21 protein-coding genes are annotated in these 25,312 nt (G+C 60.0%); 10 read left to right on the plus strand and 11 right to left on the minus strand.

The window, feature by feature from the left end:
* Nucleotides 1–9 precede the first annotated feature (9 nt).
* Complete coding sequence (locus JFU37_RS09460) at nt 10–450, plus strand: TadE/TadG family type IV pilus assembly protein (RefSeq protein WP_201115044.1); 441 nt, start codon at nt 10–12, stop codon at nt 448–450.
* The gene (locus tag JFU37_RS09465) at nt 447–3,173 is read left to right on the plus strand and encodes a PAS domain-containing sensor histidine kinase (protein ID WP_201115045.1); all 2,727 of its coding nucleotides are present in this window, start codon (nt 447–449) and stop codon (nt 3,171–3,173) included. Before JFU37_RS09460 ends, JFU37_RS09465 begins: the two co-directional genes overlap by 4 nt.
* Here JFU37_RS09465 and JFU37_RS09470 read toward each other — a convergent pair.
* The 5 genes from JFU37_RS09470 to JFU37_RS09490 all read right to left on the minus strand — a co-directional run bounded on the left by JFU37_RS09470 (nt 3,170) and on the right by JFU37_RS09490 (nt 7,677).
* On the minus strand, nt 3,170–5,173 hold the full coding sequence (locus JFU37_RS09470; protein WP_201115046.1) for a pilus assembly protein TadG-related protein: 2,004 nt from the start codon (nt 5,171–5,173) through the stop codon (nt 3,170–3,172). The two genes, JFU37_RS09465 and JFU37_RS09470, sit on opposite strands and share 4 nt — an antisense overlap.
* A gap of 213 nt (nt 5,174–5,386) precedes the next feature.
* On the minus strand, nt 5,387–5,944 hold the full coding sequence (locus JFU37_RS09475; protein ID WP_201115047.1) for a DUF4136 domain-containing protein: 558 nt from the start codon (nt 5,942–5,944) through the stop codon (nt 5,387–5,389).
* Nucleotides 5,945–5,998: 54 nt separating this feature from the next.
* Complete coding sequence (locus JFU37_RS09480; RefSeq protein WP_201115048.1) at nt 5,999–6,613, minus strand: DUF4136 domain-containing protein; 615 nt, start codon at nt 6,611–6,613, stop codon at nt 5,999–6,001.
* Nucleotides 6,614–6,625: 12 nt separating this feature from the next.
* A complete protein-coding gene (locus JFU37_RS09485; protein ID WP_201115049.1) occupies nt 6,626–7,375 on the minus strand; it encodes a methyltransferase domain-containing protein in 750 nt (249 codons plus the stop codon).
* Nucleotides 7,375–7,677, minus strand: coding sequence for a MazG-like family protein (locus JFU37_RS09490; protein WP_201115050.1), 303 nt, complete (start codon nt 7,675–7,677; stop codon nt 7,375–7,377). The genes JFU37_RS09485 and JFU37_RS09490 overlap by 1 nt, the downstream gene beginning before the upstream one ends.
* 294 nt (nt 7,678–7,971) lie before the next feature.
* Here JFU37_RS09490 and JFU37_RS09495 point away from each other — a divergent pair, with 294 nt between their 5' ends.
* Together JFU37_RS09495 and JFU37_RS09500 are read left to right on the plus strand one after the other, a co-directional pair.
* On the plus strand, nt 7,972–8,265 hold the full coding sequence (locus tag JFU37_RS09495; protein ID WP_201115051.1) for a hypothetical protein: 294 nt from the start codon (nt 7,972–7,974) through the stop codon (nt 8,263–8,265).
* Nucleotides 8,266–8,425: 160 nt separating this feature from the next.
* On the plus strand, nt 8,426–9,775 hold the full coding sequence (locus JFU37_RS09500; RefSeq protein WP_201115052.1) for an MATE family efflux transporter: 1,350 nt from the start codon (nt 8,426–8,428) through the stop codon (nt 9,773–9,775).
* A 13-nt stretch (nt 9,776–9,788) separates the two neighbouring features.
* On the opposite strand, the gene JFU37_RS09505 is transcribed toward JFU37_RS09500, so the two are convergent.
* From JFU37_RS09505 to JFU37_RS09530, 6 genes are all read right to left on the minus strand, one after another.
* Nucleotides 9,789–10,571: a DUF4123 domain-containing protein gene (locus tag JFU37_RS09505; RefSeq protein WP_201115053.1), complete on the minus strand. Its 783-nt coding sequence runs from the start codon at nt 10,569–10,571 to the stop codon at nt 9,789–9,791.
* Nucleotides 10,568–11,875: a contractile injection system protein, VgrG/Pvc8 family gene (locus tag JFU37_RS09510; RefSeq protein ID WP_201115054.1), complete on the minus strand. Its 1,308-nt coding sequence runs from the start codon at nt 11,873–11,875 to the stop codon at nt 10,568–10,570. Before JFU37_RS09510 ends, JFU37_RS09505 begins: the two co-directional genes overlap by 4 nt.
* Before the next feature lie 233 nt (nt 11,876–12,108).
* Complete coding sequence (speA, locus tag JFU37_RS09515) at nt 12,109–14,022, minus strand: arginine decarboxylase (protein WP_201115055.1); 1,914 nt, start codon at nt 14,020–14,022, stop codon at nt 12,109–12,111.
* A gap of 220 nt (nt 14,023–14,242) precedes the next feature.
* Nucleotides 14,243–14,614, minus strand: a complete 372-nt coding sequence (locus tag JFU37_RS09520) for a translation initiation factor Sui1 (RefSeq protein WP_201115056.1) — start codon at nt 14,612–14,614, stop codon at nt 14,243–14,245.
* Nucleotides 14,615–15,015: 401 nt separating this feature from the next.
* On the minus strand, nt 15,016–15,573 hold the full coding sequence (locus JFU37_RS09525) for an NUDIX hydrolase (RefSeq protein WP_201115057.1): 558 nt from the start codon (nt 15,571–15,573) through the stop codon (nt 15,016–15,018).
* Between the two features lie 3 nt (nt 15,574–15,576).
* Nucleotides 15,577–16,644, minus strand: a complete 1,068-nt coding sequence (locus JFU37_RS09530; RefSeq protein WP_201115058.1) for a DUF2333 family protein — start codon at nt 16,642–16,644, stop codon at nt 15,577–15,579.
* 570 nt (nt 16,645–17,214) lie between these two features.
* Here JFU37_RS09530 and JFU37_RS09535 point away from each other — a divergent pair.
* The 6 genes from JFU37_RS09535 (at nt 17,215) to accC (ending at nt 25,259) form a co-directional block, all read left to right on the plus strand.
* Nucleotides 17,215–18,885 (plus strand): response regulator, encoded by a 1,671-nt coding sequence (locus tag JFU37_RS09535; RefSeq protein WP_201115059.1) that lies wholly within the window; start codon nt 17,215–17,217, stop codon nt 18,883–18,885.
* Between the two features lie 952 nt (nt 18,886–19,837).
* A complete protein-coding gene (locus JFU37_RS31240) occupies nt 19,838–20,881 on the plus strand; it encodes a methyl-accepting chemotaxis protein (protein ID WP_446739440.1) in 1,044 nt (347 codons plus the stop codon).
* 174 nt (nt 20,882–21,055) lie between these two features.
* A complete protein-coding gene (locus tag JFU37_RS09545; protein WP_201115061.1) occupies nt 21,056–22,810 on the plus strand; it encodes a protein-disulfide reductase DsbD in 1,755 nt (584 codons plus the stop codon).
* Between the two features lie 131 nt (nt 22,811–22,941).
* Complete coding sequence (gene aroQ / locus JFU37_RS09550) at nt 22,942–23,397, plus strand: type II 3-dehydroquinate dehydratase (protein WP_201115062.1); 456 nt, start codon at nt 22,942–22,944, stop codon at nt 23,395–23,397.
* Nucleotides 23,398–23,421: 24 nt separating this feature from the next.
* Entirely contained in the window at nt 23,422–23,883 is a 462-nt protein-coding gene (gene accB / locus JFU37_RS09555; protein WP_201115063.1) for an acetyl-CoA carboxylase biotin carboxyl carrier protein, read from the plus strand.
* Between the two features lie 17 nt (nt 23,884–23,900).
* The gene (gene accC / locus JFU37_RS09560; protein ID WP_201115064.1) at nt 23,901–25,259 is read left to right on the plus strand and encodes an acetyl-CoA carboxylase biotin carboxylase subunit; all 1,359 of its coding nucleotides are present in this window, start codon (nt 23,901–23,903) and stop codon (nt 25,257–25,259) included.
* Nucleotides 25,260–25,312 lie beyond the last annotated feature (53 nt).

Raw genomic sequence — 25,312 nt, forward strand, 5'->3', positions numbered from 1 at the left:
GACGCACTCATGAAAACAAGCCTCCCCCGCAAACAAAAAGGTGCCGTCGCGATTGAATTCGCGTTGGTGTTCGTTATTTTTTTCGCCGTGTTCTATGGGGTTGTGACTTACAGCCTGCCGTTGTTGCTGGTGCAATCGTTCAACCAGTCGACCGCCGAAGCCGTGCGCCGAAGCGTGGCGCTCGATACGACCACGCCCGGTTACGACACCGCGATCACCACCGTTGCCACCACGGAACTGACCCGGCAACTGGCCTGGATCCCCGCTGCGCTGAATTTCAATGTCGCCACCGACGCCACCGCCACCTACATTGGCGGGGTGTTGAAGGTCACCATCAACTACCCCACAAATAAACTGAAACAGGTCATCCCGTTTCTGGTACTCCCGGGAATCGGCCCGGTGCCTAATCTGCCGGCGAATCTCAGCGCCAGTTCGAGCCTGCAATTTTGAGTTCCGGGGACAAACTGTTCGGGCGTCTGCTCAACCGCCACCCGCCACCGCAACAGATCGAGCCGGCACCCCTGAGCGTGCAAAGCGTCGGTTTGCAGGTGCACCTGGATGCCGAAGGTCGAGTGGCGCACATGACCGGCCCATTGCGGCATGCACTGGCTCAGCAGATCCCTGCCGCGCAGGCACCGTACCTTCTTGAATTGCTCATGCCCCACAGCCAACTGGCCATCGAAGGTGCGCCGGCTGATTGGCAGGGACAGACACTGGACCTGGATTTTTACAGCCTCAGTGGACACCCCCTGCACCTGCGCGGCTGGGTCCAGCCGTTGGCCGATGCCTGGCTGTTGCAGCTGCTGGACATCGGCGACTTGCTGCTCGAACGCCGACAAGCGCGTAGCCGCGACCACTGTCAATTACTGGCAGCGCAGATCGGCGAGCAATTACGCCTCTGCAGCTTGACGCGCCTGCCCTATGTGCTGGAGGAACAACTGCAAGTGCTGGCCCAGCGTTTTCAGATACCGTGCATCGCCGTGGCAATACTCGACGAGCAGGAACACGGCTGGCAGATCCATCAACATTACGCGGCCTTCGATGCGCCAGGTCTGTGGCAAAACGGACAGCGACTGGGCATGGGCCTCGACAGCTTGAATGGCTCCGCGCCGCACCCTCTGACCCTCTGCGAGCATCCACGCCTGCAAAGCATTTTCGGCAATGCTGAAGGATTCGCGGTGCCGTATCAGGACGCGCAAGGTGTGGCCGCCTGGTTGCTCTGTGATTTTTACCCGGTGCAGCAACGTGCACCCGACGTCAGCGAGCGTGACTGGTTACAGTTCGCCGCTGCACTCGCCGGGCCGTTACTGGAGCGCTTGCGCGAGCACCGGCACCATTTGCAACTGGAGCGGCTGGAGTCGCTGCAAGCCTTGCTCGGCGCCGGATGGTGGGAGCTCTTCAGCGAACGCGACGAAGTGCAACTGTCCCCGTCACTGGCCACCCTCCTGAACCTTGAGAATGCCTGTTTGCCGCTCCACGACTGGCTCGATGAGGTGCATCCCGCCGACCGTGAAGAGCTGAACAGTCGTTTGCAAGATTTGCAAAATGAAGGCAAACCCTTGCTCCTGTGCGTACGGTTGGCACACGCGCCGATCTGGTATCGCTTGCAAGGCCAGGCCCTGGGTGTCGGTACACATCGGCGGCTAGTGGGTTTCATGCTCGACATCAGCGACATCAAGAATCAGCAACAGCATGCCGCCGCGGCGCATGCCCGGCTGGACAACCTGATCGCCAGCTCTCCGGCGGTGATCTACGTGCAGCGCTATGTCGAAGGTGCACTGCAACCGACGTTTTTCAGTGACAGCTTGCTGCCATTGCTCGGCTGGACCCTTGCCGATTGCGCCACCGGGGCGATGGTGGAAAGGGTTCACCCCGAGGACCGCGATCGCTACTTCGAGCGCACACGCCAATTGCTGCGTGAAGGTTCGGTGCGCGCCCGCTATCGACTGCGCGACAGTCGCGGTGACTACCACTGGCTATTGGACGAAGCCAAGCTGCTGCGCGACGACCTGGGACTGCCGGTGGAAGCGGTCGGCCTGTGGCTGGACGTGACCGAAGCGACACTGGCCGCCGAGCAGGTGAAACAGAGCGAAGAGCGCTATCGGATCCTGGTGGAGGATTCCCCGGCGATGATCTGCCGCTACCGCCCGGACCTGACCCTGACCTTCGGCAACCGACCGTTAGCGACGTATATGGAATGCTCACCCGAGCAGCTGCCGGGGGTAAATCTGGGCAGCTGGATGTCGCAGCAACAACGCGAAACGTTCCTCCAGCGGCTCGGCCAACTGAGCCCCGAGTATCCGGTCAGTACCGCGGAAATCAATCTGCAACTGCCGGGACGTGAACACGCCTGGTGGGTCTGGTCGGATCGAGGGGTGTTCGATGACCAAGGCCGCTTGCTGGAGATTCAGGCCGTGGGCCGCGACAACACTGAAGTCAGGCGTTCTCAGCAGCAACTCACCCAAAGCGCCAAAATGGCCACCCTCGGCGAAATGGCTACCGGGCTCGCGCATGAAATCAACCAGCCGTTGAACGTGATGCGCATGGCGATCGTCAATGTGCTTAAACGTCTGAGCAACGGCGATGTGCAGGTCGATTACCTCACTGACAAACTCAACCGCATCGATGCCCAGGTCCAGCGCGCTGCCCGTGTGGTCGACCACATGCGCGTGTTTGGCCGCCGCTCTGAGGTCGAACAGCATCCGTTCAATCCGGCTCATGCCATCGAGGGTACGTTGTCGTTGCTGGCCGAAGGCATGCGCGGCAAAGGGGTCGACCTGCGCGTCAGCGAGACCGGTTTTGAGGTGCAGGTGCGCGGGTACGTCGATCAGCTGGAACAGGTGCTGATCAACCTGATGGTCAACGCCCGGGATGCGCTGCTGAGCAAACGCGAGACCGACCGCGAGTTCAAACCGTGGATCTCGGTGTACGCCGAACGCGACCAGCATTCGGTCAGGCTGTGGGTCGAGGACAACGGCGGCGGTATCGATCCACGGCTGCTGGAGCGGATTTTCGAGCCGTTCTTCACCACAAAACCCGTGGGCGTCGGCACTGGGCTCGGGTTGTCGGTGAGTTACGGCATCGTCGAGAACATGGGCGGTCGATTGAGCGTGAGTAACGCGCTCGAGGGCGCACGGTTTTGTGTCGAATTGCCGATTATCGAGGGTGATTAAATCATCAGGTAGGCTTTACCTTTCTGCCCACAGGTCATGTTGGCGCCGACGTCGACGTCCATCAGGTTGATGCCCAGATTCTTGAGCAGATTGTTCAGCAACGGATCGAGTAGCGGGCTCAGCAGATTGGTGATCACTGGCCCCAGTAGCGTGGTGACATCGCTAATCGCGCTTACGGCACTGGCAATGATGCTCCCCAGTGGACTACTACCCACAGGCTGATAGGCATTCAAACTAATGCCTGCCAGGGTGTTCGTCAGGCTGCCGACGATATTGTTGGTGGGGGCGGCGGAGATTACGCTCGGCGGCAGTTTGAGATTCGGCGGAGTCGCGAAAGGCGTGGTACTGGAAAACACTAGCTCCTGGGTGTTTTGCCCGACGCTGGTGTTGGCCATGATCCCTATGCCGCCAGCGGCAAACGCCACATGAGTCGTCTCGTCACAGCTACCGAGTAAAAAGGCAACCTTGTGACACGTCACGGTGCCGAGATCGATCAGCGGCAGCGGCGTGACAGTCGGCTCGGCGGTGGATGAAAAAGCGGCGACGGGATCGATTTTGCCAACTTTGAGGTCGGCTATCGAGGTGATGGTGTGGGCGGTCAGGCTTTTAATGCCCGTGGTGCCTACCGGGCAACTGTAGGCAGTGACATAACTTTTGGCGCCGCCGGCATCCAGGCTGATGTCGATTTCGGGTGATGGCAGCAGCAAGGGGTCCAGTTGTTGACAGCCAGCACCGAGCAGGCAAAGGAGCGAGTTGAGGGTGGTGACCAGATTCAGGCTCAGCACCCCGTTGAGTATCGGGGTCAATCCGCCCACCAGGCCGGACACCGCATTGCTCAGCCCGGTCACCCCGGACAGCACCGGCAGATTCACCGACAACATCGTGCGCACTTGTGCGGTACGCACATAGATCTGGTTCGGCCCCGTGGGGTTGGCCGCGGCCAGTGCCGGATCGCCAATAGCGGAGAACTGCGGGGGCTGTATCACCTTGATCCGCACCGTCACATTGGCCAACCCGAGCACGCTGACTGGCAAGGTCGCGGCCACGGCACTTTTGCTGTTGGCCAACTGGACCACGCCTTGAATCAATTGCAGCAATTGCACGTTGGCATCCAGCTCGGCGGCGGTAGTGCCAGCTTGCAGCTGCAAAATATCGCCCAGTTTGACCGGGCTGTTGTTCGCCCCCGCCGCCCCTTTCAGATTACCTAGCGCAACCATGACATCGGCGGTTGCGCCGTTGAGTTGAACCACCGTCGCCGCGGCCTGGATCAGTTGAGTCACCGTAGTCTGGGTGTTGAGCAACTGGGTGTAGTTGCCGGCCGCAACATTCAGATTGATCGCCAACTGGTTCAGGTAGCTGAGCAGTTTAATGTCGGTGTTCAGCAAACCGTTCCAGCCCGCCGCCGAAAGGCTCACGTTACCGCCCAACAGTCCAGTGAACAGCGGGTTGAGGATGTTTGATTGGGCGGTGCTGATGTTGAGCAGGGCGCTGCGAATATTCAGCTGGGCGATACTCGGCCTAGGCTCGGCCGCTACGGCGGTGGCACTCAGCCGGGTGCTGAGATTGACCGGTCCGCCGGACAACAGCGCGCCGATACCCGCGGCGATGCTGGTGGGCACGGTATGGGTGGCAATGACCTGGACGGCAGCGGATTTGGTGGAGTCGGCGGTGAACGCATGAAGGTTATCGGCGCCGGTCTGCAAGGTGCCGCAACTGACGTTCAACGTGCTGTCGGCGTTGACCGTAAACCCGTTGCGGACTGCACTTTGGGTGGCGTAATTGGCAGCGCTCAATCCGGGCAGACAATTGCCATCGCGGCTCACGGCCTCGAGTGCGGCGGTGTCTGCCACCCTCTGCAATTTGCGCTTTTCCAGGTAGAGCCTGCCGGTATCGACCACCAGCAACATAAACCCCAACGCCAGACTCAGGGTCAGCGCCGCGATCAAACCGATCGCACCCCGCTGCCGGACCGGGCCATGAAACTGCATGCCAAAAGACATCGAGCACTCCTTTGCCAGCGCACGGCCGAGGGTTACCTCCGTAAGTGAACAGCAGTGTAGACAAGGGTTGACGAGGTTGCTGGCAACACGCCAGCACCGACAACAAAAAACCCTCTGTAGGAGCGAGCTTGCTCGCGATGGTGTGTCAGCTACATGTGAGTCGACTGACACACCATCGCGAGCAAGCTCGCTCCTACAAGGGGGTGATGGGGTTTATCTCGGTGGATAGTTGGCCAATATTCGCCCGACGGTTTCGTGTATCGCATTGGTGCGATCAGTCGGGTTGGGTGTACGGCTGAGCATTTGTTCGTCGCTGCCGCGCCACACCAGTTTGCCGTCCTTGCCATCGAGCAAGTCGATCTGAATGGTCGCGACTTTGTAGGTGACGTTGCGGGTTTCGTTGTACATCGGCGCGCCCCAGTAACCGTTCCATGGGTTACCCCACCCGCCGCCATAGTTGGTGGTGACCTGTTGCTGACGTTCTTCGACGATCAGGTAAGTCTGCACGTGCAAATCAGCCTTGCTGCCGGTAGCGGCTGGGCGCAGACCACGCTGATCCAGCTGATCGGCAACCGCCTCGCGCATGCGTTGCTCGGTCAGGTCGCTTTTGATTCGAGGGTCATCGGGGCGATACTGCAGGGCAGGCTCTTTCCAGCTCCAGCTTCGATAGGCTGCGAAATCACGGCTGGCGTCGAAGTCATGGTTGACCTGGTTGGCGGCGCAGGCACTGAGCAGCACGGCCATGGCCAATAAAACGAAACGGCGGAACATGATTTTTCTCCGACTGAAGACATGATCCTGCGGAATGCTTCTTAGCGACGGAAGCTAACTCGGAGGATACGCCGACATGGCCTTTTCCACAGCCTCCCGTATGGCATCCGCTTGCTCGCTTTGGGTGCCCTTGTGGCTGGTTTCGGCGCTGGAACTCCACACGGGCTGACCGGTGCCCGCGTCGAACATATCCACCTGCACGACCACGACCTGCTCCTGGTAGGTACGGACGATCGGCACCGAGCCGTACATGCCATAACCGTTGCCGTAGTGGTTGTAACCGCCATAACCTGCGCCGTAGTAACCGTAGTCGTCCTGGACCTGACGCAAGCGGGTTTCCAGCCGCAGATCGGCGCTGACCAACAGGTCCGCCGGCCGATTGTCCTGCAGGGGGCGCAATCCGCGTTGATCGAGGGCGTTACTGACCGCTTCAGCGACCTGCGCCGAGTCCGCCCACGCCGTGCCCGGCGGCAGGTGCCCGTTGAGCCAGGTCCAGCTGCGATAGCGCCCATAGTCACGCGTCGGTGCCGGGTAGGCACTGCGGTCGAAGGTGTTGGCCGCTTGAGGCGGCGCTGGGGGCAAGGGGTTGGAAGTCGCCACATAAGGGTTGCTGCCCTGGCAGGCGGCCAACCCCAGACAGATCGCCAATAACCCTGAACGACTTTTCATTTCGAGCTCCGATCAGACCGGCCGACAGATCCAGTGCAAGTAACGCCCAAGCCCGGCAAAGCTTGGGTGGCGACGGTGAGCCAGCTCCATTTCCAGCAAGTCCACCAGTTCGGCGCGGGCCTGGAATTCCACCGGCATGTAGTCGTGAAAAACCCGCACCCCGCTCTGGGTTTCGACCTGCCACAGACCCTCAAGTTGCGCCGCCAGTTCACGTGGATCGAGCGGTTGCTGCGGGGTCAGGCTCTGCTTCTCGCCGGCCATGTCGTTCTTGCGCATTTTGCGGAAATGACCCTTGAGCAAATTGCGGTAGATCAGCGCATCGCGGTTGTAGAAGGCCAGCGACAACCAGCCATCCTTTTTCGTGAGCTGATGCAAGACCGGCAGGATCGCATGCGGTTCGGCCAGCCACTCCAGCACGGCGTGGCACAGCACCAGGTCGTAAGGTTCGGTGAGTTGACCGAGCAGTTCCTGCCACGGGGCCTGAATGAACGTCGCAGCCTGCCCGGCCTCGGCGAAGCGCTGGCGCGCGCCTTCAAGCATCGGCTCGGCGGGTTCGGCCAGCGTGACGTCATGGCCGCGCTGGGCCAGCCACAACGACATGTGGCCAAGGCCGGCGCCGATGTCCAGCACGCGCAACGGTCGGTCCGGCAAGGCTTCGGCCAGGTCCGCCTGAAGCACGGCCAGACGGATCGCACCTTTGGCCCCACCGTAGATTTTTTCGGCGAAACGGGTCGCCAGCTGATCGAAATGACGATCACTCATCAGCTGAACCTCCGTTCACTGTCCGCGAGTTTGTTGTTCACGACTTCATTCATGTCCAACCCCAGCTCGCTGCACAGCAGCAGTAAATAGAGCACGATATCGCCAACTTCCTGCCCGGCATGGGCCAGTTTATCCGCCGGTAACTGACGTGACTGGTCTTCGGTCAGCCACTGGAAAATTTCCACCAGCTCGGACATCTCCACACTGGCGGCCATGGCCAGGTTTTTCGGGCTGTGGAATTGGCGCCAGTCATTGCGGTCACGGATGGCGTGCAGGCGTTCGGTCAGTTCAACTAAGTTCATCGGGCTCTCCTGAAGGCGTATAGCTTCGGGGGGATGATCGATCAAGGCAAGGTCTATGTGGCAGCACTGTAGGAGCGAGCTTGCTCGCGATGGTGTGTCAGCTACATGGGTGTCGACTGACACACCATCGCGAGCAAGCTCGCTCCTACGAGGGGTAAACGCAGGCTTCGGCAGTTGCTACAGAGATCTTTGCGCCATAATCAAAAGATCGCAGCCTCCGGCAGCTCCTACAGGGAACTCGCCACCGCGATCAATGGCCCAAGGCTCGACCACTTACATCAGGACGTTAACGACATGCAGGTAGAAAGTTTTTTCGAATGGCTCGGTCAGGCACTCGGCACGGTCATCCGCTTTATCGTTGACGGTCTCAGTGGCTTGTTCAACATCCTGAGCCACGCCGGCAGCAACTTTGTCGACGGATTGTCCCGGACGTTGGGGATGGACACTTCGATCATCAGCATCATCGCTTTGGTCATTGGGTTGATGCTGTTGTGGTCGGCGATTCGGGCGTTCATGAATGCGTCGATCATCATGGGGATTATCTGGTTGCTGCTGGGTTTGTGGTTGTTGAGCTGGATAATCCACTAACCCCACAATTCCCTGTAGGAGCGAGCTTGCTCGCGAAGGACTTAAGAGCAACGCGTTTATTCAGGATGAACGCGTTATCGTTAACGTCCTTCGCGAGCAAGCTCGCTCCTACATGGTTCCAAATGTGCCGCTACAATGCCCGCTCCCCCAAGGAGCTTGCATGACCGACCTGATCGCCGACTGGCGCGACCGCCCTACCCATCGTCGGGTCTGGGCGCTGGCTGCGCCGATGATTCTTTCGAATATTTCCGTGCCGCTGGTGGCGCTGGTTGACAGCACAGTCATCGGCCACTTGCCCCATGCCCACCAGTTGGGCGCTGTCGCGGTCGGGGCCAGTCTTTATACCTTTCTTGCCTGGGGCATGGGTTTCCTGCGCATGGGCACGACCGGTTTCGCCGCCCAGGCTGCCGGGCGTGACGATGGCGCGGCCTTGCGGCAGATTTTGCTTCAAGGTCTGTTGCTGGCCATGGGGCTGGCGGTGGTGTTGGGTGCATTGGGCGTCCCGTTGAGCGGTGTTGCGCTGCACTTCATGCAACCCTCCGCAGCGCTGGATCAGCTGACCCGCGAATTTTTCCACACCCGGTTGTTCGGTCTGCCGGCCGCGCTGGCCAGCTATGCGTTGGTCGGCTGGTTCCTCGGCACGCAGAACGCCCGGGCGCCCCTGGCGATTCTATTGAGCACCAACCTGGTCAATATTGCGTTGAACCTGTGGTTCGTCCTCGGGCTGGACTGGGGCGTAGTCGGTGCCGCGCGGGCCTCGGTGATTGCCGAATGGACCGGCGCATTGATCGGCTTGCTGATGACTCGCAAGGCTCTGCGCGCCTACCCCGGCCACATTGCCTGGGCCGCCTTGGCGTTGTGGCAGAGTTGGCGCCCATTGCTGGCAGTCAACCGCGACATTTTCATTCGCAGCCTGGCGCTGCAATCGGTGTTTTTCCTAATTACCGTGCAGGGCGCTCGGCTGGGTGATGCCACCGTCGCCGCCAATGCGCTGCTGCTCAACGGCTTGCTGCTGACCGCCCACGCGCTCGATGGGTTGGCCCATGCCGTGGAAGCCCTTTGCGGACATGCCATCGGCGCTCGCAACCGTGATGCCCTGCGTCGTTCGCTGGTGGTGGCCTGCGGTTGGTCATTGCTGGCGAGCCTGGGATTTGCCGCACTGTTCCTGTTCGCCGGGCACCTGTTCATCGAGATGCAGACCAATATTCAGAGCGTGCGCGACACGGCGTTCATCTACCTGCCTTACCTCGCCGCGCTGCCGCTGATTGCCGTCTGGAGTTACCTGCTTGACGGGTTGTTCATCGGCGCCACCCGCGCCCGGGAAATGCGCAACGGCATGCTGCTGACGGTGGCGCTGCTGCTGCCGTTCGCCTGGGCGCTGCAAGGCTTGGGCAACCATGGGCTGTGGATAACATTTCTGTTGTTCATGTTGCTGCGCAGCCTGACCCTCGGCGCGTTTGCCTGGCTGCTGCGCAAAAATGACGGCTGGTTCGCCAGTCGGACTCACTGAGCCAACAGGGCCCTCAAGGTTGATCGCTTTGCCAGCGTTTGCGCAGGTTATCGAGACGTTCTTGCTGAGTCAGCCCTGACAAAGGTTGCACCAGCGGAGCTCGGGGGTGCTGCAAGCGCAGCCATAACCACCCATCGAGCACCGGCCGTTCGCTGAACCCCAACGCCAGGCCCTCCTGAACACGGGACCACACGCTGCTGTAATCGGCCCCGGTCGATTGGCTCCATTGCCAGGCATGGTGTTCCAGCAGACAGGTTTGCAGTTTCTCCTGCTGACAAGGGTTGAGCCTCTCTTCGACCACCAATGGGCTGACGATAAGCCCCGGATTGATCAACTGCTGCCAGCCCTGACTGCCAATCGCGCGGTCGGCCCAGGTCCCGCCGAACCAGCGCAACTGGCTGATCGGCCCCAGCCAACGGCTCAGCTCCAGCGCATCGCAAGCATCGAAAAAATAGCTGGCAGTCTGCGGGTTGTAGTAACTCAATAACGCCCGATGATGCAGGCCGACAGAGACCGTGAGCATACGGCGCAAATGTGCCAGCAATTGCGCCGGGGTTGCCTCACTGACCAGCAGCAGCCCGCGCCAGAGCTGCGAATCGCTGTGGCACAACTCGGCCAGCGCCGGGCATGCCCGAAGGTTGACCAGGACTGGGCCTTGTTCACGTAGCGCCTGCAACTCCGTGTCTTCGAACAACCAGAATCGGGGGACCTGCGCAAACGACTGTTGCAGGGTTGCCCCCGCGAGTGGCGCACCCGGTACATCCAGCAACAGCCATTGCGGGCTCGCGGCGATCATGCCGCACCGCTCTGACCAAGCCGCGTTGCGAACCGGCACGTGCAAACGGCCAGTGCGCAATGGCTGAAACTGCCGCCACCGGGCAACAGGCACAGCAACGACAAAGGCTCACCCGATCGCAGCAAGCCCAGCAGGCCTTCGACGGGCGGATAGTCCTCTGTCGGCCTCGGCGCCTGCGCCTCTTCTAGCGGTGACGGAACGTGAAGAAAACCGGTGATCAACGGCTGATCCGGATCCCCCTCGATGAAGCTCACCACCACCTCGATGCCCTCACTCAATTGCGCAACGGTTGCTGCGCCAAGCCCTGCGGCCACCGGCAGCCAACAGTGACTGGCCGTGGCACCCTCGCCCTGATAGAGCCAGTCAAACTGCACGGCGACCGGCCTGGATGAATCGGGCTGTTGCTCATCGACGTCGACCACCCAGGCCCTTTGCAGGCTGTGCATCCGCGGTTTCTCTGCAGAATGGGACGAGACGAAAGGCTGCGTCCAATGAATGGCGCGGAGCTGGTTGCTGTAGCGATCCTCCGTTCCCTGGTGCTCGACATGCGTCAACAGCCAGCGATGATTGCAGCTGGCGATGGGGTGGTCAGACAGCGGCATCAACTGACCACTGCGCAACGTCGGCAGATCCGAACGCCCTTCGGCACGCTGCGAGGTGAGGTGCACCGCCTGAAGCTCGAACTGCCGCACTGCCGGTTGCTCGCGCTCGACGTGGAAATCGGCGCGTTCCCCCAGGGGGAAATGCCCCTGACCCTCACCAAAAACCACGCAGTGCCCTCGCGCACCGTGCTCGAAGTGGTAGTGAAGTCGATGCTGGGCACACAGCCGCTGCAGAAATTGCAAATCCGATTCCCGGTACTGCGTGCAGAAATCGCGAGGTGGGTAGTCGCCACTCAGGTCAAAGCGCCGATGCTTGCCGACGATGCCGTGCTCGATCAGCACCTGATCCAGGATGTCAGGCACAGAACGCCCGCTGAAAATACGCTGACTGAAACGCTGTGCCAGGCATGCCAGCTTCGGCCCAAGACGCGCTCGGCAGAGCCGGGCAGCCGAGCCATGCTCACGCTGGACGAGTTCATGCAAGAGTCCATGAAATCCGTTGCCTTGCGGCCCGAAGCGCAAAAAAACCGGACGGTACAGCAGGCGGGCAAGGTCGAGCGCCGGGTCATCAATCAGCAGATCCACATCGAACACAAACGGCTCGCTGATGGCTTCTCTACCAGTAAAGCCCAAGACTTCTAAGGAGTCGGGCAGGCCTGCTACATCCAGACGAAATGAAGGTTCGTTGACTGGATCGAACATCGGCGATTCTCTACAGGAGGGACGGCAGGGGATTCTCGCTGAGAGACATGGCCGAGTAGAGTGCCGAAGTACAACTTAGGAAATGGCCTACGCGAAAAGAAGACCATCTGGCTTTAATAGCTGGGAACGTAGGGTATTTCGCTAGGAAAAAGAGACCCGTCGCACCAGGTCATCTGAAATTTCCGCTGTGCGCGGAACATTTTCAGACAACCTGATGAGAGCGGCGACTTACCTCAAGAAGACAGGTAAGAGGAACGGGTCAGCCCCAGGCGCAATGCGTCGAGGAACTGGGTGCGCTCGGCAGCGGTGATGCGGGCGCTGGCGCACTTGTCGCGGTAGTGGGTCATCAGCTCTTCCGGCGACAAGTGCACGTAACGCAACATGTCTTCGATGGTGTCGTGGGTTTCGATTCCCGCGTGGTACACACTGCCATCGGCGTTCTGGTAGATGTTCACCGAGTCGGTGTCACCGAACAGGTTGTGCATGTCGCCGAGAATTTCCTGGTAAGCGCCGACCAGGAAGATCCCCAGCAGGTAGTCCTCGCCGTCGTTCAGTGCGTGCACCGGCAGACTGGTTTCAATGCTCTGCTCGTCGACGTATTGCTTGATCTTGCCGTCGGAGTCGCAGGTCAGATCCTGCAGCACGGCGCGGCGCATCGGCTCTTCGTCGAGACGGTGCAGCGGCAGAATCGGCAGGACCTGGCCAATCGCCCAGGTGTCCGGCAGGCTCTGGAAAACCGAGAAGTTGCAGATGTACTTGTCAGCGAGCTTGTCGTTGAGTTCGTCGAGCACCTGACGGTGGGAACGCTGACGGGCTTTCAACGAGTTGTGCAGGCGACGGCAGACGGCGAAGTAGCATTGCTCGGCCAGGGCTTTCTCGGCCAGGGTCAGCTTGCCATCGGCGTACTGGGTGGCGATGTCGCTCATGTAGTGCGTGGCGCGCCAGTAGGTTTCGGTGACCATTTCGATGTCGGTCGGCCCCAGCAGGTCAACCAGCCACTGCACAGTTTCCGGCAAGGCTTCCTTGTTCTCGATCTGCGGCACGTCGTCGTTGTGCTTCTCGACGTCGGTCACCTGCACCACCAGCATGGCGTGGTGGGCCGTCAGGGAACGGCCACTCTCGGAGAAAATGTTCGGGTGCGGCAGGTTCTGCGCGTCGCAGAATTCCTTGAGCATCCCGACCACGACCCCGGCGTAATCGTCCATGTCGTAGTTGATCGAGCTGGCGTTGCGCGAGTGCGTACCGTCGTAGTCGACGCCCAGACCGCCACCGACGTCGATGTGGTCAACCGGCAAGCCAAGGTTACGCAATTCACCGTAGTAACGAATCGCTTCCTTGAAGCCGTGTTGGTAGTCGGCCAGGTTGGCAATCTGCGAACCCATGTGGAAGTGCAGAAGGCGAATGCCCTGATCCAGACCCGCCGCGCGGAAACGCTCGACCACCGACAGCAGTTGCGCCGCCGACAAGCCAAACTTGGATTTCTCACCGCCGGTGTCCGCCCACTTGCTCGACGCCAGGGACGACAGACGCACGCGCAGGCCCACCTGAGGCTTGACCTTCAGCGAGGCAGCTTCTTCGATCACCAGTTCAACTTCGGATTCTTTCTCGATAACGATGAACACGTTATGGCCGAGCTTCTGCCCCATCAGCGCCAGACGGATGAACTCACGGTCCTTGTAACCGTTGCAAACGATGGTGCCGCCCTTCGGCGCCAGCGCCAGCACGGCCAGCAGCTCAGGCTTGGAGCCCGCTTCCAGGCCGATGGAAACGTCCTGGGTGGCGATGATGTTCTCGATCACCGCTTCTTGCTGGTTCACCTTGATCGGGTACAGCGCGGTGTACTTGCTCTGGTATTCCAGGCGCTCGATATTGGCATCGAAGGCACCGGTCAGCTGACGCACGCGGTCTTGCAGAATATCCGGGAAACGCACCAGCAATGGCAAGGACAGGCCACTTTTGCGCAACTGGTCGACTTGTTCGAACAGGTCGATAGGTGCACTGGTCGGACCGTTCGGACGAACTTCGACGCGACCGGCGTCATTGATCGCGAAATACCCGGCCCCCCAATGGCGAATCCCGTAAACACTGCGGCTGTCCGCAACTGTCCATTGGCTGCCATCGTCTTTGCGTGTGCGTCGTACGGACATTGAAGTCCCCTATAAAGAAGTCATGGTGCGTCGCCTGGGTTCAGGCCGGCGCAGTCTAAAGAATGAAAATGACGATTAGCCTGCATGCAAGGGGCATAGACCTCACATTCAGCGCTGAGTTTAGAACCGGTCAGAACAGGCTCTGTGAAAACCATGTAGACGACGCCAGACCTGAATGCTCAGGGCAGGATCAAGCCGAGGGTGGTTTTCACAGAGGCTGCTAGCCGCCGGACTTCTTCGCTTTGAAACCGAGTTTGATCAGCTCGCCCAAGAGTAGCTCGACATGATCGCCCTGGATTTCGATGATTCCGTCTTTCAACGCTCCGCCGGTCCCGCAACGTTTCTTCAACGTCGTGGCCAGTTCCTTGAGCGCATCTTCAGCCAATGGCACGCCGGTGATGGTCGTCACCGTCTTGCCGCCACGGCCCTTGCTTTCGCGACGCACGCGAGCAATGCCGTCGCCAGTCGGGATAACGGTCTGTTTGCAGATGCAGGCATCCACCGGCTTACTACATTCCGGGCAATGACGACCTGCGTCGGTGGAAAATACCAAGCCACCAAGGGCGGCGAAGGATGCGGCTTTTTTGGCCACCGGCAATCCTCTTGGGAGGACAAAGACTGGTCGCGGCAACTTGGGCAAGTGCCATCGACCGCGAAGCCCCACTCAGGCAGGGGCAGCGCTACTGAAACGGTGAAACCTTGTAGGAGCGAGCTTGCTCGCGATGGTCGTCAACGATAACGCGTGCATTCAGAATGTACGTGTCGTCCATTCGTTCTTCGCGAGCAAGCTCGCTCCTACACGGTACGCTTCCGTAGGAGCGAGCTTGCTCGCGATGGTCGTCAACGATAACGCGTGTATTCAGAATGTACGCGTCGCCCTTGCGATTTTCGCGAGCAAGCTCGCTCCTACAAAATGCAATGCCGGTTCAGCTTGAAAAGGTCGCGCAGTGTAACGGCAAAAAGCCGACTTGCTAAGAGCCAATCGGCGCCAATTTATGCCTCTTTTGCGACGTCCTCGCCACGCGCACGCAGATAGCGCTTCAACGCGGCCAGAGAGTCCGGGCAATAAGGCTTCTGCGTGATTTCCAGCATGACCTGATCGATGGGGATAAAGCGTGCTTCAAGCACCTCTTCGGGCTGCAGGATCAACGGGCCGTCCCACACCGCCGAAAACGCCGAACACCACAGCCGATTGCCGGTGTCTTCGAAAAAGAAATGGTCATGGGCGGTCAATTCCACGCCGCTGACGCCCAACTCTTCTTCCAGCTCGCGGGCGGCCGACTCGGCGTAGGTTTCGCTGGCGAGCACCATCCCCCCCGCTGCCACGTCCCAGAAACCGGGATAAATGGCTTTGCTCAAGGTCCGTCGATGCACACACAGCTCACCGGCCGAGTTGAACAGCATGATGTAGGTGCCGCGCCCGATCAGCCCGCGCTCGCGCAGGTCGGATCGGACCAGGGCGCCGAGCAGGTTGTCCTGCTCGTCGACCCAGGCGATCTGTTCGGCATCCGAGGCCGCGCGATGGGCGGCCTCTTTGGCGTTATCGACCATGACTCAACCCTGATTGAGCAATTGACGTAAATCGATCACTGCCGCATTGGCCCGGGAGATGTAGTTGGCCATGACCAGCGAGTGGTTGGCCAGAATCCCGAAACCGCTGCCATTGAGGATCATCGGACTCCAGACCGGCTCTTGCGAGGCTTCCAGCTCACGAATGATCTGGCGCACGCTGACGGTGGCGTTCTTCTTGGCCAGTACGTCGGCGAAGTCGACTTCGATGGCACGCAGCAAGTGGGACAAGGCCCAGGCTTGACCGCGAGCTTCGTAGAACACGTTATCGATCTGCATCCACGGGGTTTCGACGATTTCTTCGTCAACCTGCGGCACCTGGCCCGGCATCACGACTTCGGTTTTCAGCGAGGTGTTCAGTTTGACCCGGCCAACGCTGGCCGACAGCCGTTGCGACAACGAGCCCAAACGGGTGCCCACATCGCCCAACCAGTTGTTCAGGTTGTCGGCGCGGGCATAGAACAGCGCGTTTTTCTGCGTAGGGTCGGACAGACGCGCCTGATAGCGGCTCAGGGAATTGATGCCTTCCTGATACTCGGACTCACTGGAAGGCAGCACCCAGCTCTTGTTGTCGAAGTTGAAACGCGGCTCGGCCTTGGCCAGGTCTGCATCTTCGGCCGATTGCGATTGCGAGCGGGCGAAGTCTTTGCGCATGGCTCGCGTCAGGTCACGGACCTGGACCAGCACGCCATATTCCCAGCTCGGCATGTTATCCATCCACAACCCCGGCGGGAAACGGTCGTTGGAGATATAGCCACCCGGTTTGGTCAGCAACGTACCGGCGACGGTCTTGAGGGTTTCTACCGTGGTGTAGCCGATGACCATCTGCTTGCCTTCTTTCTCGGCCGCCAACTGGGCATTCTGCTGAACCGGAAACAGCGCAGGCTCCTCGCTCCAGTACCATCCCAGACCGATGGTCACCAGCAGATACAGACCAATCAACGTGGCCAGCGCCCGGCTGAACAAAACGCCACCGATATAAGTACGGGCAGCCGATTTCGGTTCAGCGGCACGTTCAGGCGCGCTGCCCGCGCGGTTCTTCCAGTCCAGCATGGCGATATCCTTTCAATCACTTGAGTTCGTCGGTTCGACCACAACCATACAACAACGTGCCTTTGACCGGCACCCGCCGTTGGGCTTATCCCGAAAATTATCGGCTAAACCGCCGACAACCGTTGCCAATGAACTCAAGCGTCCAGCCCCCGCTAAACGCACATGCCGGAATTGTTGCTGGACCAACGACAAGCCCTCCCCCGCTGAACGAAAATCCACCGGGGGTGCTCTTCGAAACACCGGGTCATGATTTGCAGGCTTCTAGGGGAATCCCTGAACCCTATCAGCCGCTTGCCTCGCCCGAATCACCCTGCCGAAAAATCAGAAATCCCTGACAGACGAAATTCGTCGGGCAGGAGGAAGTTGCGCGGATATAAATAGGAAGCGTCCTGAAACGCCCTCTTTGCTGGCTGCTACCGGCCAGCGACAAACCCAACTAGACCAGCCAGTCAGAAACTGAATAACGTCGCACTACAGTTTATTGACGTACGACACTCATCCCATTGAAAAGAGGTGCTAGCATAGAGCCACCAGTCGATCTCAGCATGCACCCTAACTAGTAGTCAGGATATGACCGAGCCAGAAGACCCCAGCCGTGAGCGCCTCAAGCACCACTTTGCCCAGCGGGTAATTCATCAGGCACGTCAAATTCTTGAGATATGGCAGCGCCTGCAAAGCAGCGAGTGGTCCGCCACTGACTTACTGGAACTGAGCGAGGCCAATTTGCGCCTGCTGCGTTTCGCCGAGCGCTTCGAACAACCGGAACACACTCAACTGGCTCGCCACATCAGCCAGTCGCTGGAGGCTGTCGACGCCAATCGCGGACGCCTGAGCAGTGGGTTGATCACCGACCTCAATCGTTTAATGCAACGTCTGTCGCGTACCGGCCTGCGCCATGGCGATCAACTCGAACATACTTTCCTGCCGCCACTACGCAAGCCAATCTACGTCATGCTGCAGGATCACGACCGTGCCGAGCGCCTGGCCAAGCAACTGGAATTTTTCGGGCTCAGCGCCCAGGCGCTGAACAGTGTGGCGGCGTTTCGTTCCTCGATGGTCGAGCGATTGCCCGCAGCGATCGTCATGGACGTCGATTTCAGCGGTGCCGGCATCGGCCTGAAACTGGCCGCCGAAGCCCAGGAAGGTCTCGATCATCAATTGCCACTTTTGTTCTTCAGCCTGCACGAAACCGATACCCCGACCCGCCTTGCCGCGGTGCGCGCCGGTGGTCAGGAGTTCCTCACTGGCACCCTCGAAGCGTCGAGCCTGCTGGAGAAAATTGAGGTCCTGACCTGCGTCGCCCAGTACGAACCATATAAAGTGCTGATCATCGACGACTCCCGCGCCCAGGCCCTGCATACCGAACGCCTGCTCAACAGTGCCGGAATTGTCACGCGAACCCTGATAGAACCGATTCAGGCCATGGCTGAACTGGCGGACTTCCAGCCGGACCTGATCATCCTCGATATGTACATGCCCGCTTGCACCGGCACTGAACTGGCCAAGGTGATTCGCCATAACGACCGCTATGTCAGTGTGCCAATCATCTACCTGTCGGCCGAAGACGATCTGGACAAGCAACTCGACGCCATGAGCGAGGGCGGCGATGACTTCCTGACCAAACCGATCAAACCCCGACATTTGATCACCACCGTGCGCAACCGCGCGGCTCGGGCACGCAATCTGAAAGCGCGGATGGTCCGCGACAGCCTCACCGGTTTGTACAACCACACCCACATTCTGCAACTGCTCGAAGACTGCTCGTTCCGCGCCCGACGCGAAAGCAAGCCGCTGAGCTTTGCGATGCTCGACATCGACCACTTCAAACGCGTCAACGACAGCCATGGCCATCCCATGGGTGACCGCGTGATCAAGAGCCTGGCGCTGTTCCTCAAGCAGCGGCTGCGAAAGACCGATTTTATCGGTCGTTACGGCGGGGAAGAGTTCGCCATCGTGATGCCGGACACCGATCTGGAATCGGCCTACAACGTGTTGAATGAAATCCGTCAGCGCTTTGCCGAAATTCACTACCCTGCCCAGCCCCATGATCTTTGGTGCACCTTCAGCGCCGGCGTTGTGGAGCTGTGCGAACACTCCGACAGCCTGTTGATGGCCAGCCAGGCAGACGAAGCGCTGTACCGCGCCAAGGACGCCGGACGTAATCGCGTCCAAGCTGCGCGGACGTCAAAGCAAAGTGCCAGCTTTTCATCGAAAACGATCGATTCGGTCATAACCCTGTAACATAAACGCAATAACTTCAGGCACTTACCATTCTGCCGTTGGTAGCCCCGTGCGCCTGAAGCTGCTGACCAATCTCAACACCCTCCTTTTAGTCGCCGTGTGCGTAGCCCTCGGCGCCACCCTGTGGTGGTCGCAAAAAGCCCTCGAACGTCCCTATCTATTGATGGAGCGTTACCTCAGGTTGTCCCAGCAATTTCAAAATGAAGTCGCGCGAAACGTCGAGGATTACCTCGCCAGCGGTGATGCCCTGCGCCTGAGCAGTGCCGGCCAGGCCATCGACGGCCTGCAAAAGGAACTTGCCGAATTGCCGCCGGCCTTGGCCGACACCTTACGGCCCAGCCTGTCGACCCTCGAAGAATTCAGCAAAACCGACTTGCTCGCAGCCGGCAAACTGGCGGGCGACCCGCAAGCACTGCTGTTGCAAGCCGAACGCGAACTCGGCGCCAGTCTCGATCAGCTCAGCCAATACGCCAGCACTAACGCGCCCTATCTGACACCGCTGCTCGCGGCCTCCCAGCACCTGGGCAAACTGTCCCTGGCCCGGGACAAACTGGTCAGCAGTGGTCGTAGCGAACTGGCGGCCGATGTCGAGCGCGAAGTCGCCAACATCCGCACTCAGGCTGAACTGCTAGGCGCCCTGCCGCTACTCGGCGTGACGACCAGCAGCGGATCGGGCACGGATGATTTCGCCTCGATGATGGGCCTGGAGAACACTGAAAAAACCGTCGCCGAAGATGCCGGCGTCGGCCTCAAGCGTGAACTCAACAGCCTGCTGACGCGCTACCCGGCAGAACTGGCGCGCACTCGCGACCAGATTCAGAAACGCGCCGACCTCAGCACCGCCACTCACCAAAAAATCGCCGCCGTGCAACAGGCCATCGCCGGACTGGAACCGGTGGTTCGTGCCCAACACGGGCAGATCCAGAGCGAAGTTCGACTGATGCAGGGGGTCATGATCGGCCTGATTCTGCTCATTGCATTGTTGATCGATACCCTGCAACGACGCTTGGCGCGGACGCTGACCAACCTGGCACCTGCCCTTTCGACCTGGGCCGAGGGTGACTTCAGTCGGGACATAGAGCTGGGCAAGACCAACCGCGAACTGCATGACATTCAAGCCTCGCTCAATCGTCTGCGCGCCTATCTGGTCGATCTGGTCGGGACCATTCGCCTCAACGCCGAACAGGTCGCTGGCAGCAGTCGAACCCTGGCTGAGCTGAGCAATGACCTGCACAGTGGCGCCGAACACCAGGCTGGCGACACCGCGCTGATCCGCGATTCCCTCGGTGAATTGGAAGCGACCATCCAACAAGTAGCCGGCGATGCCAGCCAGGCGGCCGACGCCAGCCGCCATGCCGGACTGGCGGTGGAACATGGCCAGAAAGTCATCGGCCTGAGCCTCACCGGGTTGCATGCGCTGGTGGATGAAGTGCAAGGCAATGCGCAAATGATCGAACACCTGGCCGAGGAGTCCGCGACCATCGGCGGCGTGTTGACGGTGATCCGCTCGATTGCGGACCAGACCAACCTGCTGGCCCTGAACGCCGCCATTGAAGCGGCCCGCGCCGGTGAAATGGGTCGCGGGTTTGCGGTGGTGGCTGAAGAGGTACGGTCATTGGCGCAACGCACCGCTGGCGCCACTGCAGAAATCCAGGTCCTGATCGCCGGCCTGCAAACCGCCGCACGGCAATCGGTGGAAGGCATGCGCGCCCAGGTTGAACACGCCGAAGCCACGGCCAATCAGGCCCAGGCCGCCGATGGCGCGCTGGATAAAATCGTTGGGGCGATCCAGACCATTGCCGACACCGCCGTGCGCATCGCCGATGTCACTGCCCAGCAGAGTGGCGCGGTCAGCGAGATCCGCGATCACAGCGAACGTATCCACAAGCTGGGAGGGGATAATTTGCTGAGGATTGGCGAGGGGCGTGAGCAAGGGGAGAATTTGTTGGTATTGGGCGGACGTCTTCACACAGCCGTTCAGGCCTTCCGCGTCTGACAGACCGTCTTCGCGAGCAAGCCCGCTCCCACATTTGATTTGTGTACGACGCAGATCCAATGTGGGAGCGGGCTTGCTCGCGAAGGCGTCAGACCAATCACCACAGAATTCCAAGCCCTGCACACCCGACCGACGTCCGCTATCATGCCCCCTACTCCGATACGCGAGATTGTCATGCGCCGTTTGCTCTGCCTGCTGCTTTTAGTGCTCGCCCTGCCGGCTTCCGCCGCCGGCTTGCTGGACACTCGACCCAGTACAACGCTGGGATCGATCAACAACAGCGCCGACTTTCTGCCGGTGCGCGAAGCCTTTCAGTTGAGCCTGGTAGACAGCACGCCGCAATCGATCAAACTGCGTTTCGTCGCGACCGAGGGTTACTACCTCTACCGGCATCGCTTTCAGTTTCGAGCCGATCCAGCCGATGTCAGCCTCGGGGCCGCACAGCTACCCCCGGGCGAAAAAAAGCACGATGAGTATTTCGGCGACGTCGAGGTCTACCACGGCATTCTCGATGTAGAACTGCCGCGCACCGATCAACGCGCCTTCACCCTGGCGGTAACGTATCAGGGCTGCGCCGACAAAGGCCTGTGCTACCCGCCAGAGACCGAGCGTTTGAGCATTGATGGCAGCAGCGACAGTGTCGGCAGCAGCGGCGCCACCAGCAAAAACTGGAGCTGGCGCGAACTGGCATTGTTCTTCCTCGCAGGCCTGGGCCTGACCTTCACACCGTGCGTGCTGCCCATGCTGCCGATCTTGTCCGGCGTGGTATTGCGTGGTCAGGTCGGTGGTGTGCGCGGCTTCAATCTATCCCTCGCTTACGTGCTGCCAATGGCCGCGTGCTTCGCCTTGCTCGGGGCGCTGATGGGGATGTTCGGCGCCCAGCTCAATCTCCAGGCGCGATTGCAATCAGCTTGGGTGCTGGTGCCGTTCGCGATGTTTTTTGCGGTGTTTGCGTTGGCGATGTTCGGCGTCTTCGAACTCAAGCTGCCGCAAGCCATCAGCAGTCGACTGGACCGGATCGCCGGCCGCACCGAAGGCGGCTCGCTGTGGGGCGCGGCAGTATTGGGCGTAGTGTCCAGCCTGCTGGTTTCGCCTTGCGTTTCGGCACCGCTGGCCGGTGCGTTGCTGTACATCAGTGCCAGCGGCGATGCGCTGGGCGGTGGATTAAAACTGTTCATGCTCGGTCTCGGCATGGGCGCGCCGCTGTTACTGGTGGCCACCGGTGGTGCCGCCTGGCTGCCGAAAAGCGGACCGTGGCTGGTCTATGTGAAAAACGCGATCGGGGTTTTGTTGCTGGGGTTGGCGATCGGGCTGCTCAGTCGCGTGTTGCCGGGGCAAATCACGTTGCTGCTGATCGGCTTGCTGGCCGGTGGTGTCGGGCTATTCATGGGCGCGCTGGAGTTCGTCTACAAGCCGCCTCGAAAACGTCTCGGCCAATTGCTCGGGATGTTCCTGCTATTTTATGCGCTGGCCTGTTGGTACGGAGCGTTCAGCGGTCAGACCGATCCGCTCAATCCGATTGGCCAGTCCCGCGTTGTGGCCGATAACACGCAAGACGCCAGCGACTGGCAAACCGTCAACACCCCGTCAGACCTGGACCGTGTCCTCGCTGACGCCCAATCGTCCGGCACCCCGCTGTTGCTCGACTGGTACGCCGACTGGTGCATCAGCTGCAAAGTCATCGAACATGAAGTACTTAACGACGCGAAGGTCGTCGAACGCCTCAAGGGCTATCGGCTGATCCGATTCGACATCACCGCCAGCAACGCCGAACAACGCGCCCTGCTCGACCGCTACAAGCTGTTCGGCCCTCCGGCGCTGATGTTTTTTGGCAAGGATGGCGTCGAACGTGCCGATGTGCGGGTGATCGGCGAGATCAATGCAACGGACTTCGCCGAACGTGTCGCGAAAGCAAATGACCGAATTTAATCACCCAGTCATAAATTTTTCGCAAACATCGGTCATCGTGCTGCCTATTGCAGAGAACTGGACAGTCACAAAGGCTTTGCGGCATAGTCGCCGGGTTCTGACAATTGCTCACAGATAACAAGGAACAGCAGATGGCGACCTTACTGGTTCTGCACGGACCCAACCTGAACTTGCTCGGCACCCGCGAACCGGGCGTCTACGGGGCGACTACCCTGGCGCAGATCAATCAGGATCTGGAGCGCCGAGCCCGTGAAGCCGGCCACCATTTGCTCTACCTGCAAAGCAATGCCGAGTACGAATTGATCGACCGCATCCACGCCGCTCGCGGCGAAGGTGTCGACTTCATTCTGATCAACCCAGCAGCTTTTACGCACACAAGTGTCGCATTACGTGACGCGCTGCTGGCGGTGAGCATCCCATTCATCGAAGTGCATTTGTCTAACGTGCACAAACGCGAACCTTTCCGCCATCACTCTTACTTCTCCGACGTAGCGGTGGGAGTGATCTGCGGCCTTGGCGCCAGCGGTTATCGACTGGCCCTGGAGGCCGCCCTGGAACAGCTTGAACAACAAGCTATACGCCCCTGACCGACCCTTGGGAGTTGATGATTCATGGATATCCGTAAAGTTAAGAAACTGATCGAACTGCTGGAAGAGTCCGGCATCGACGAGCTCGAGATCAAGGAAGGCGAAGAGTCCGTACGCATCAGCCGTCACAGCAAGACCCCGGCTCAGCAGTACTATGCACCGGCGCCAATGCAGGCTCCGGCGCCTGCGCCAGTGGCTGCTGCTCCGGTTGCCGCTGCTGCTCCTGCGGCACCCGCTGCCCCTGTTCTGAACGGCAACGTTGCCCGTTCGCCTATGGTCGGCACGTTCTATCGCAAATCCTCGCCGTCTTCGCCTTCCTTCGTTGAAGTTGGCCAGACCGTGAAGAAAGGCGACACCCTGTGCATCGTTGAAGCGATGAAGATGATGAACCACATCGAAGCTGAATCCAGCGGTGTGATCGAATCCATCCTCGTCGAAGACGGCCAGCCGGTTGAGTACGACCAACCGCTGTTCACCATCGTTTGAACCGCGGAGAGCCTTTGATGACTGCGAAGTTGGAAAAAGTTCTGATCGCCAACCGCGGTGAGATTGCCCTGCGGATCCTGCGCGCCTGCAAAGAGATGGGCATCAAGACTGTCGCCGTTTACTCCAAGGCCGACAAAGAACTGATGCACCTGGGCCTGGCAGACGAATCCGTCTGCATCGGTCCGGCATCGGCCGCTCATTCTTACCTGCACATTCCGGCAATCATCGCCGCGGCTGAAGTGACCGGCGCTACCGCCATTCACCCAGGCTACGGCTTCCTTGCGGAAAACGCCGACTTCGCCGAACAGGTCGAAAACTCCGGTTTCGCGTTCATTGGCCCGAAAGCCGACACCATTCGCCTGATGGGCGACAAGGTATCGGCCAAGCACGCCATGATCGCTGCTGGCGTTCCAACCGTTCCGGGTTCCGACGGCCCGCTGCCTGAAGACGAAGAAACCGCTCTGCGCATTGGTCGCGAAGTCGGTTACCCGGTGATCATCAAAGCCGCTGGCGGCGGTGGTGGTCGCGGCATGCGTGTTGTGCATAAAGAAGAAGACCTGATTTCTTCGGCGAAACTGACCCGCTCCGAAGCCGGTGCGGCGTTTGGCAACCCGATGGTCTACCTGGAAAAATTCCTGACCAACCCACGTCACGTGGAAGTCCAGGTGCTTTCCGATGGCCAGGGTCACGCAATCCATCTGGGCGACCGCGACTGCTCGCTGCAACGTCGTCACCAGAAGGTTCTCGAAGAAGCGCCGGCACCGGGCATCGACGAGAAAGCACGCGCCGAAGTCCTCGCACGCTGCGTCAAGGCGTGCATCGACATCAATTACCGTGGCGCGGGGACTTTCGAGTTCCTGTACGAGAACGGCGCGTTCTATTTCATCGAAATGAACACCCGCGTACAGGTTGAGCACCCGGTTTCGGAAATGGTCACTGGCATCGACATCGTCAAGGAGATGCTGAGCATCGCCGCTGGCAACAAGTTGTCGTACACCCAGGAAGACGTGGTTATCCGCGGCCACGCGCTGGAATGCCGGATCAACGCCGAAGACCCGAAAACCTTCATGCCGAGCCCTGGCACGGTCAAGCATTTCCACGCTCCAGGCGGCAACGGCGTTCGCGTCGATTCGCACCTGTACAGTGGCTATGCCGTTCCGCCGAACTACGATTCGTTGATCGGCAAGCTGATCACCTACGGCGCAACTCGTGAAGAAGCCATGGCGCGCATGCGCAATGCACTGGACGAAATCGTTGTCGACGGGATCAAGACCAACATCCCGCTGCACCGCGATCTGGTCCGCGATGAAGGCTTCTGCAAAGGTGGGGTCAACATCCACTACCTGGAACACAAGCTGGCTGGCGAGAAGCACTAAGCTTCGACCCAATCAACAAAGCCGCCTTCGGGCGGCTTTGTTGTTTCTGAAGG

The sequence above is a fragment of the Pseudomonas sp. TH41 genome (assembly GCF_016650695.1).
Taxonomy (GTDB): Bacteria; Pseudomonadota; Gammaproteobacteria; order Pseudomonadales; family Pseudomonadaceae; genus Aquipseudomonas.

What these genes read in the sequence shown, in the direction of transcription:
- speA (WP_201115055.1), bottom strand. Translation starts at nt 14,022, where the DNA reads ATGTCCGTACGACGCACACGCAAAGACGATGGCAGCCAATGGACAGTT.
- aroQ (WP_201115062.1), top strand. Translation starts at nt 22,942, where the DNA reads ATGGCGACCTTACTGGTTCTGCACGGACCCAACCTGAACTTGCTCGGC.
- JFU37_RS09545 (WP_201115061.1), top strand. Translation starts at nt 21,056, where the DNA reads ATGCGCCGTTTGCTCTGCCTGCTGCTTTTAGTGCTCGCCCTGCCGGCT.
- JFU37_RS09480 (WP_201115048.1), bottom strand. Translation starts at nt 6,613, where the DNA reads ATGAAAAGTCGTTCAGGGTTATTGGCGATCTGTCTGGGGTTGGCCGCC.
- JFU37_RS31240 (WP_446739440.1), top strand. Translation starts at nt 19,838, where the DNA reads ATGATCGGCCTGATTCTGCTCATTGCATTGTTGATCGATACCCTGCAA.
- JFU37_RS09470 (WP_201115046.1), bottom strand. Translation starts at nt 5,173, where the DNA reads ATGTCTTTTGGCATGCAGTTTCATGGCCCGGTCCGGCAGCGGGGTGCG.
- JFU37_RS09525 (WP_201115057.1), bottom strand. Translation starts at nt 15,573, where the DNA reads ATGGTCGATAACGCCAAAGAGGCCGCCCATCGCGCGGCCTCGGATGCC.
- JFU37_RS09535 (WP_201115059.1), top strand. Translation starts at nt 17,215, where the DNA reads ATGACCGAGCCAGAAGACCCCAGCCGTGAGCGCCTCAAGCACCACTTT.
- JFU37_RS09475 (WP_201115047.1), bottom strand. Translation starts at nt 5,944, where the DNA reads ATGTTCCGCCGTTTCGTTTTATTGGCCATGGCCGTGCTGCTCAGTGCC.
- JFU37_RS09500 (WP_201115052.1), top strand. Translation starts at nt 8,426, where the DNA reads ATGACCGACCTGATCGCCGACTGGCGCGACCGCCCTACCCATCGTCGG.
- accB (WP_201115063.1), top strand. Translation starts at nt 23,422, where the DNA reads ATGGATATCCGTAAAGTTAAGAAACTGATCGAACTGCTGGAAGAGTCC.
- JFU37_RS09485 (WP_201115049.1), bottom strand. Translation starts at nt 7,375, where the DNA reads ATGAGTGATCGTCATTTCGATCAGCTGGCGACCCGTTTCGCCGAAAAA.
- JFU37_RS09460 (WP_201115044.1), top strand. Translation starts at nt 10, where the DNA reads ATGAAAACAAGCCTCCCCCGCAAACAAAAAGGTGCCGTCGCGATTGAA.
- JFU37_RS09510 (WP_201115054.1), bottom strand. Translation starts at nt 11,875, where the DNA reads ATGTTCGATCCAGTCAACGAACCTTCATTTCGTCTGGATGTAGCAGGC.
- JFU37_RS09490 (WP_201115050.1), bottom strand. Translation starts at nt 7,677, where the DNA reads ATGAACTTAGTTGAACTGACCGAACGCCTGCACGCCATCCGTGACCGC.
- JFU37_RS09505 (WP_201115053.1), bottom strand. Translation starts at nt 10,571, where the DNA reads ATGATCGCCGCGAGCCCGCAATGGCTGTTGCTGGATGTACCGGGTGCG.
- JFU37_RS09495 (WP_201115051.1), top strand. Translation starts at nt 7,972, where the DNA reads ATGCAGGTAGAAAGTTTTTTCGAATGGCTCGGTCAGGCACTCGGCACG.
- accC (WP_201115064.1), top strand. Translation starts at nt 23,901, where the DNA reads ATGACTGCGAAGTTGGAAAAAGTTCTGATCGCCAACCGCGGTGAGATT.
- JFU37_RS09530 (WP_201115058.1), bottom strand. Translation starts at nt 16,644, where the DNA reads ATGCTGGACTGGAAGAACCGCGCGGGCAGCGCGCCTGAACGTGCCGCT.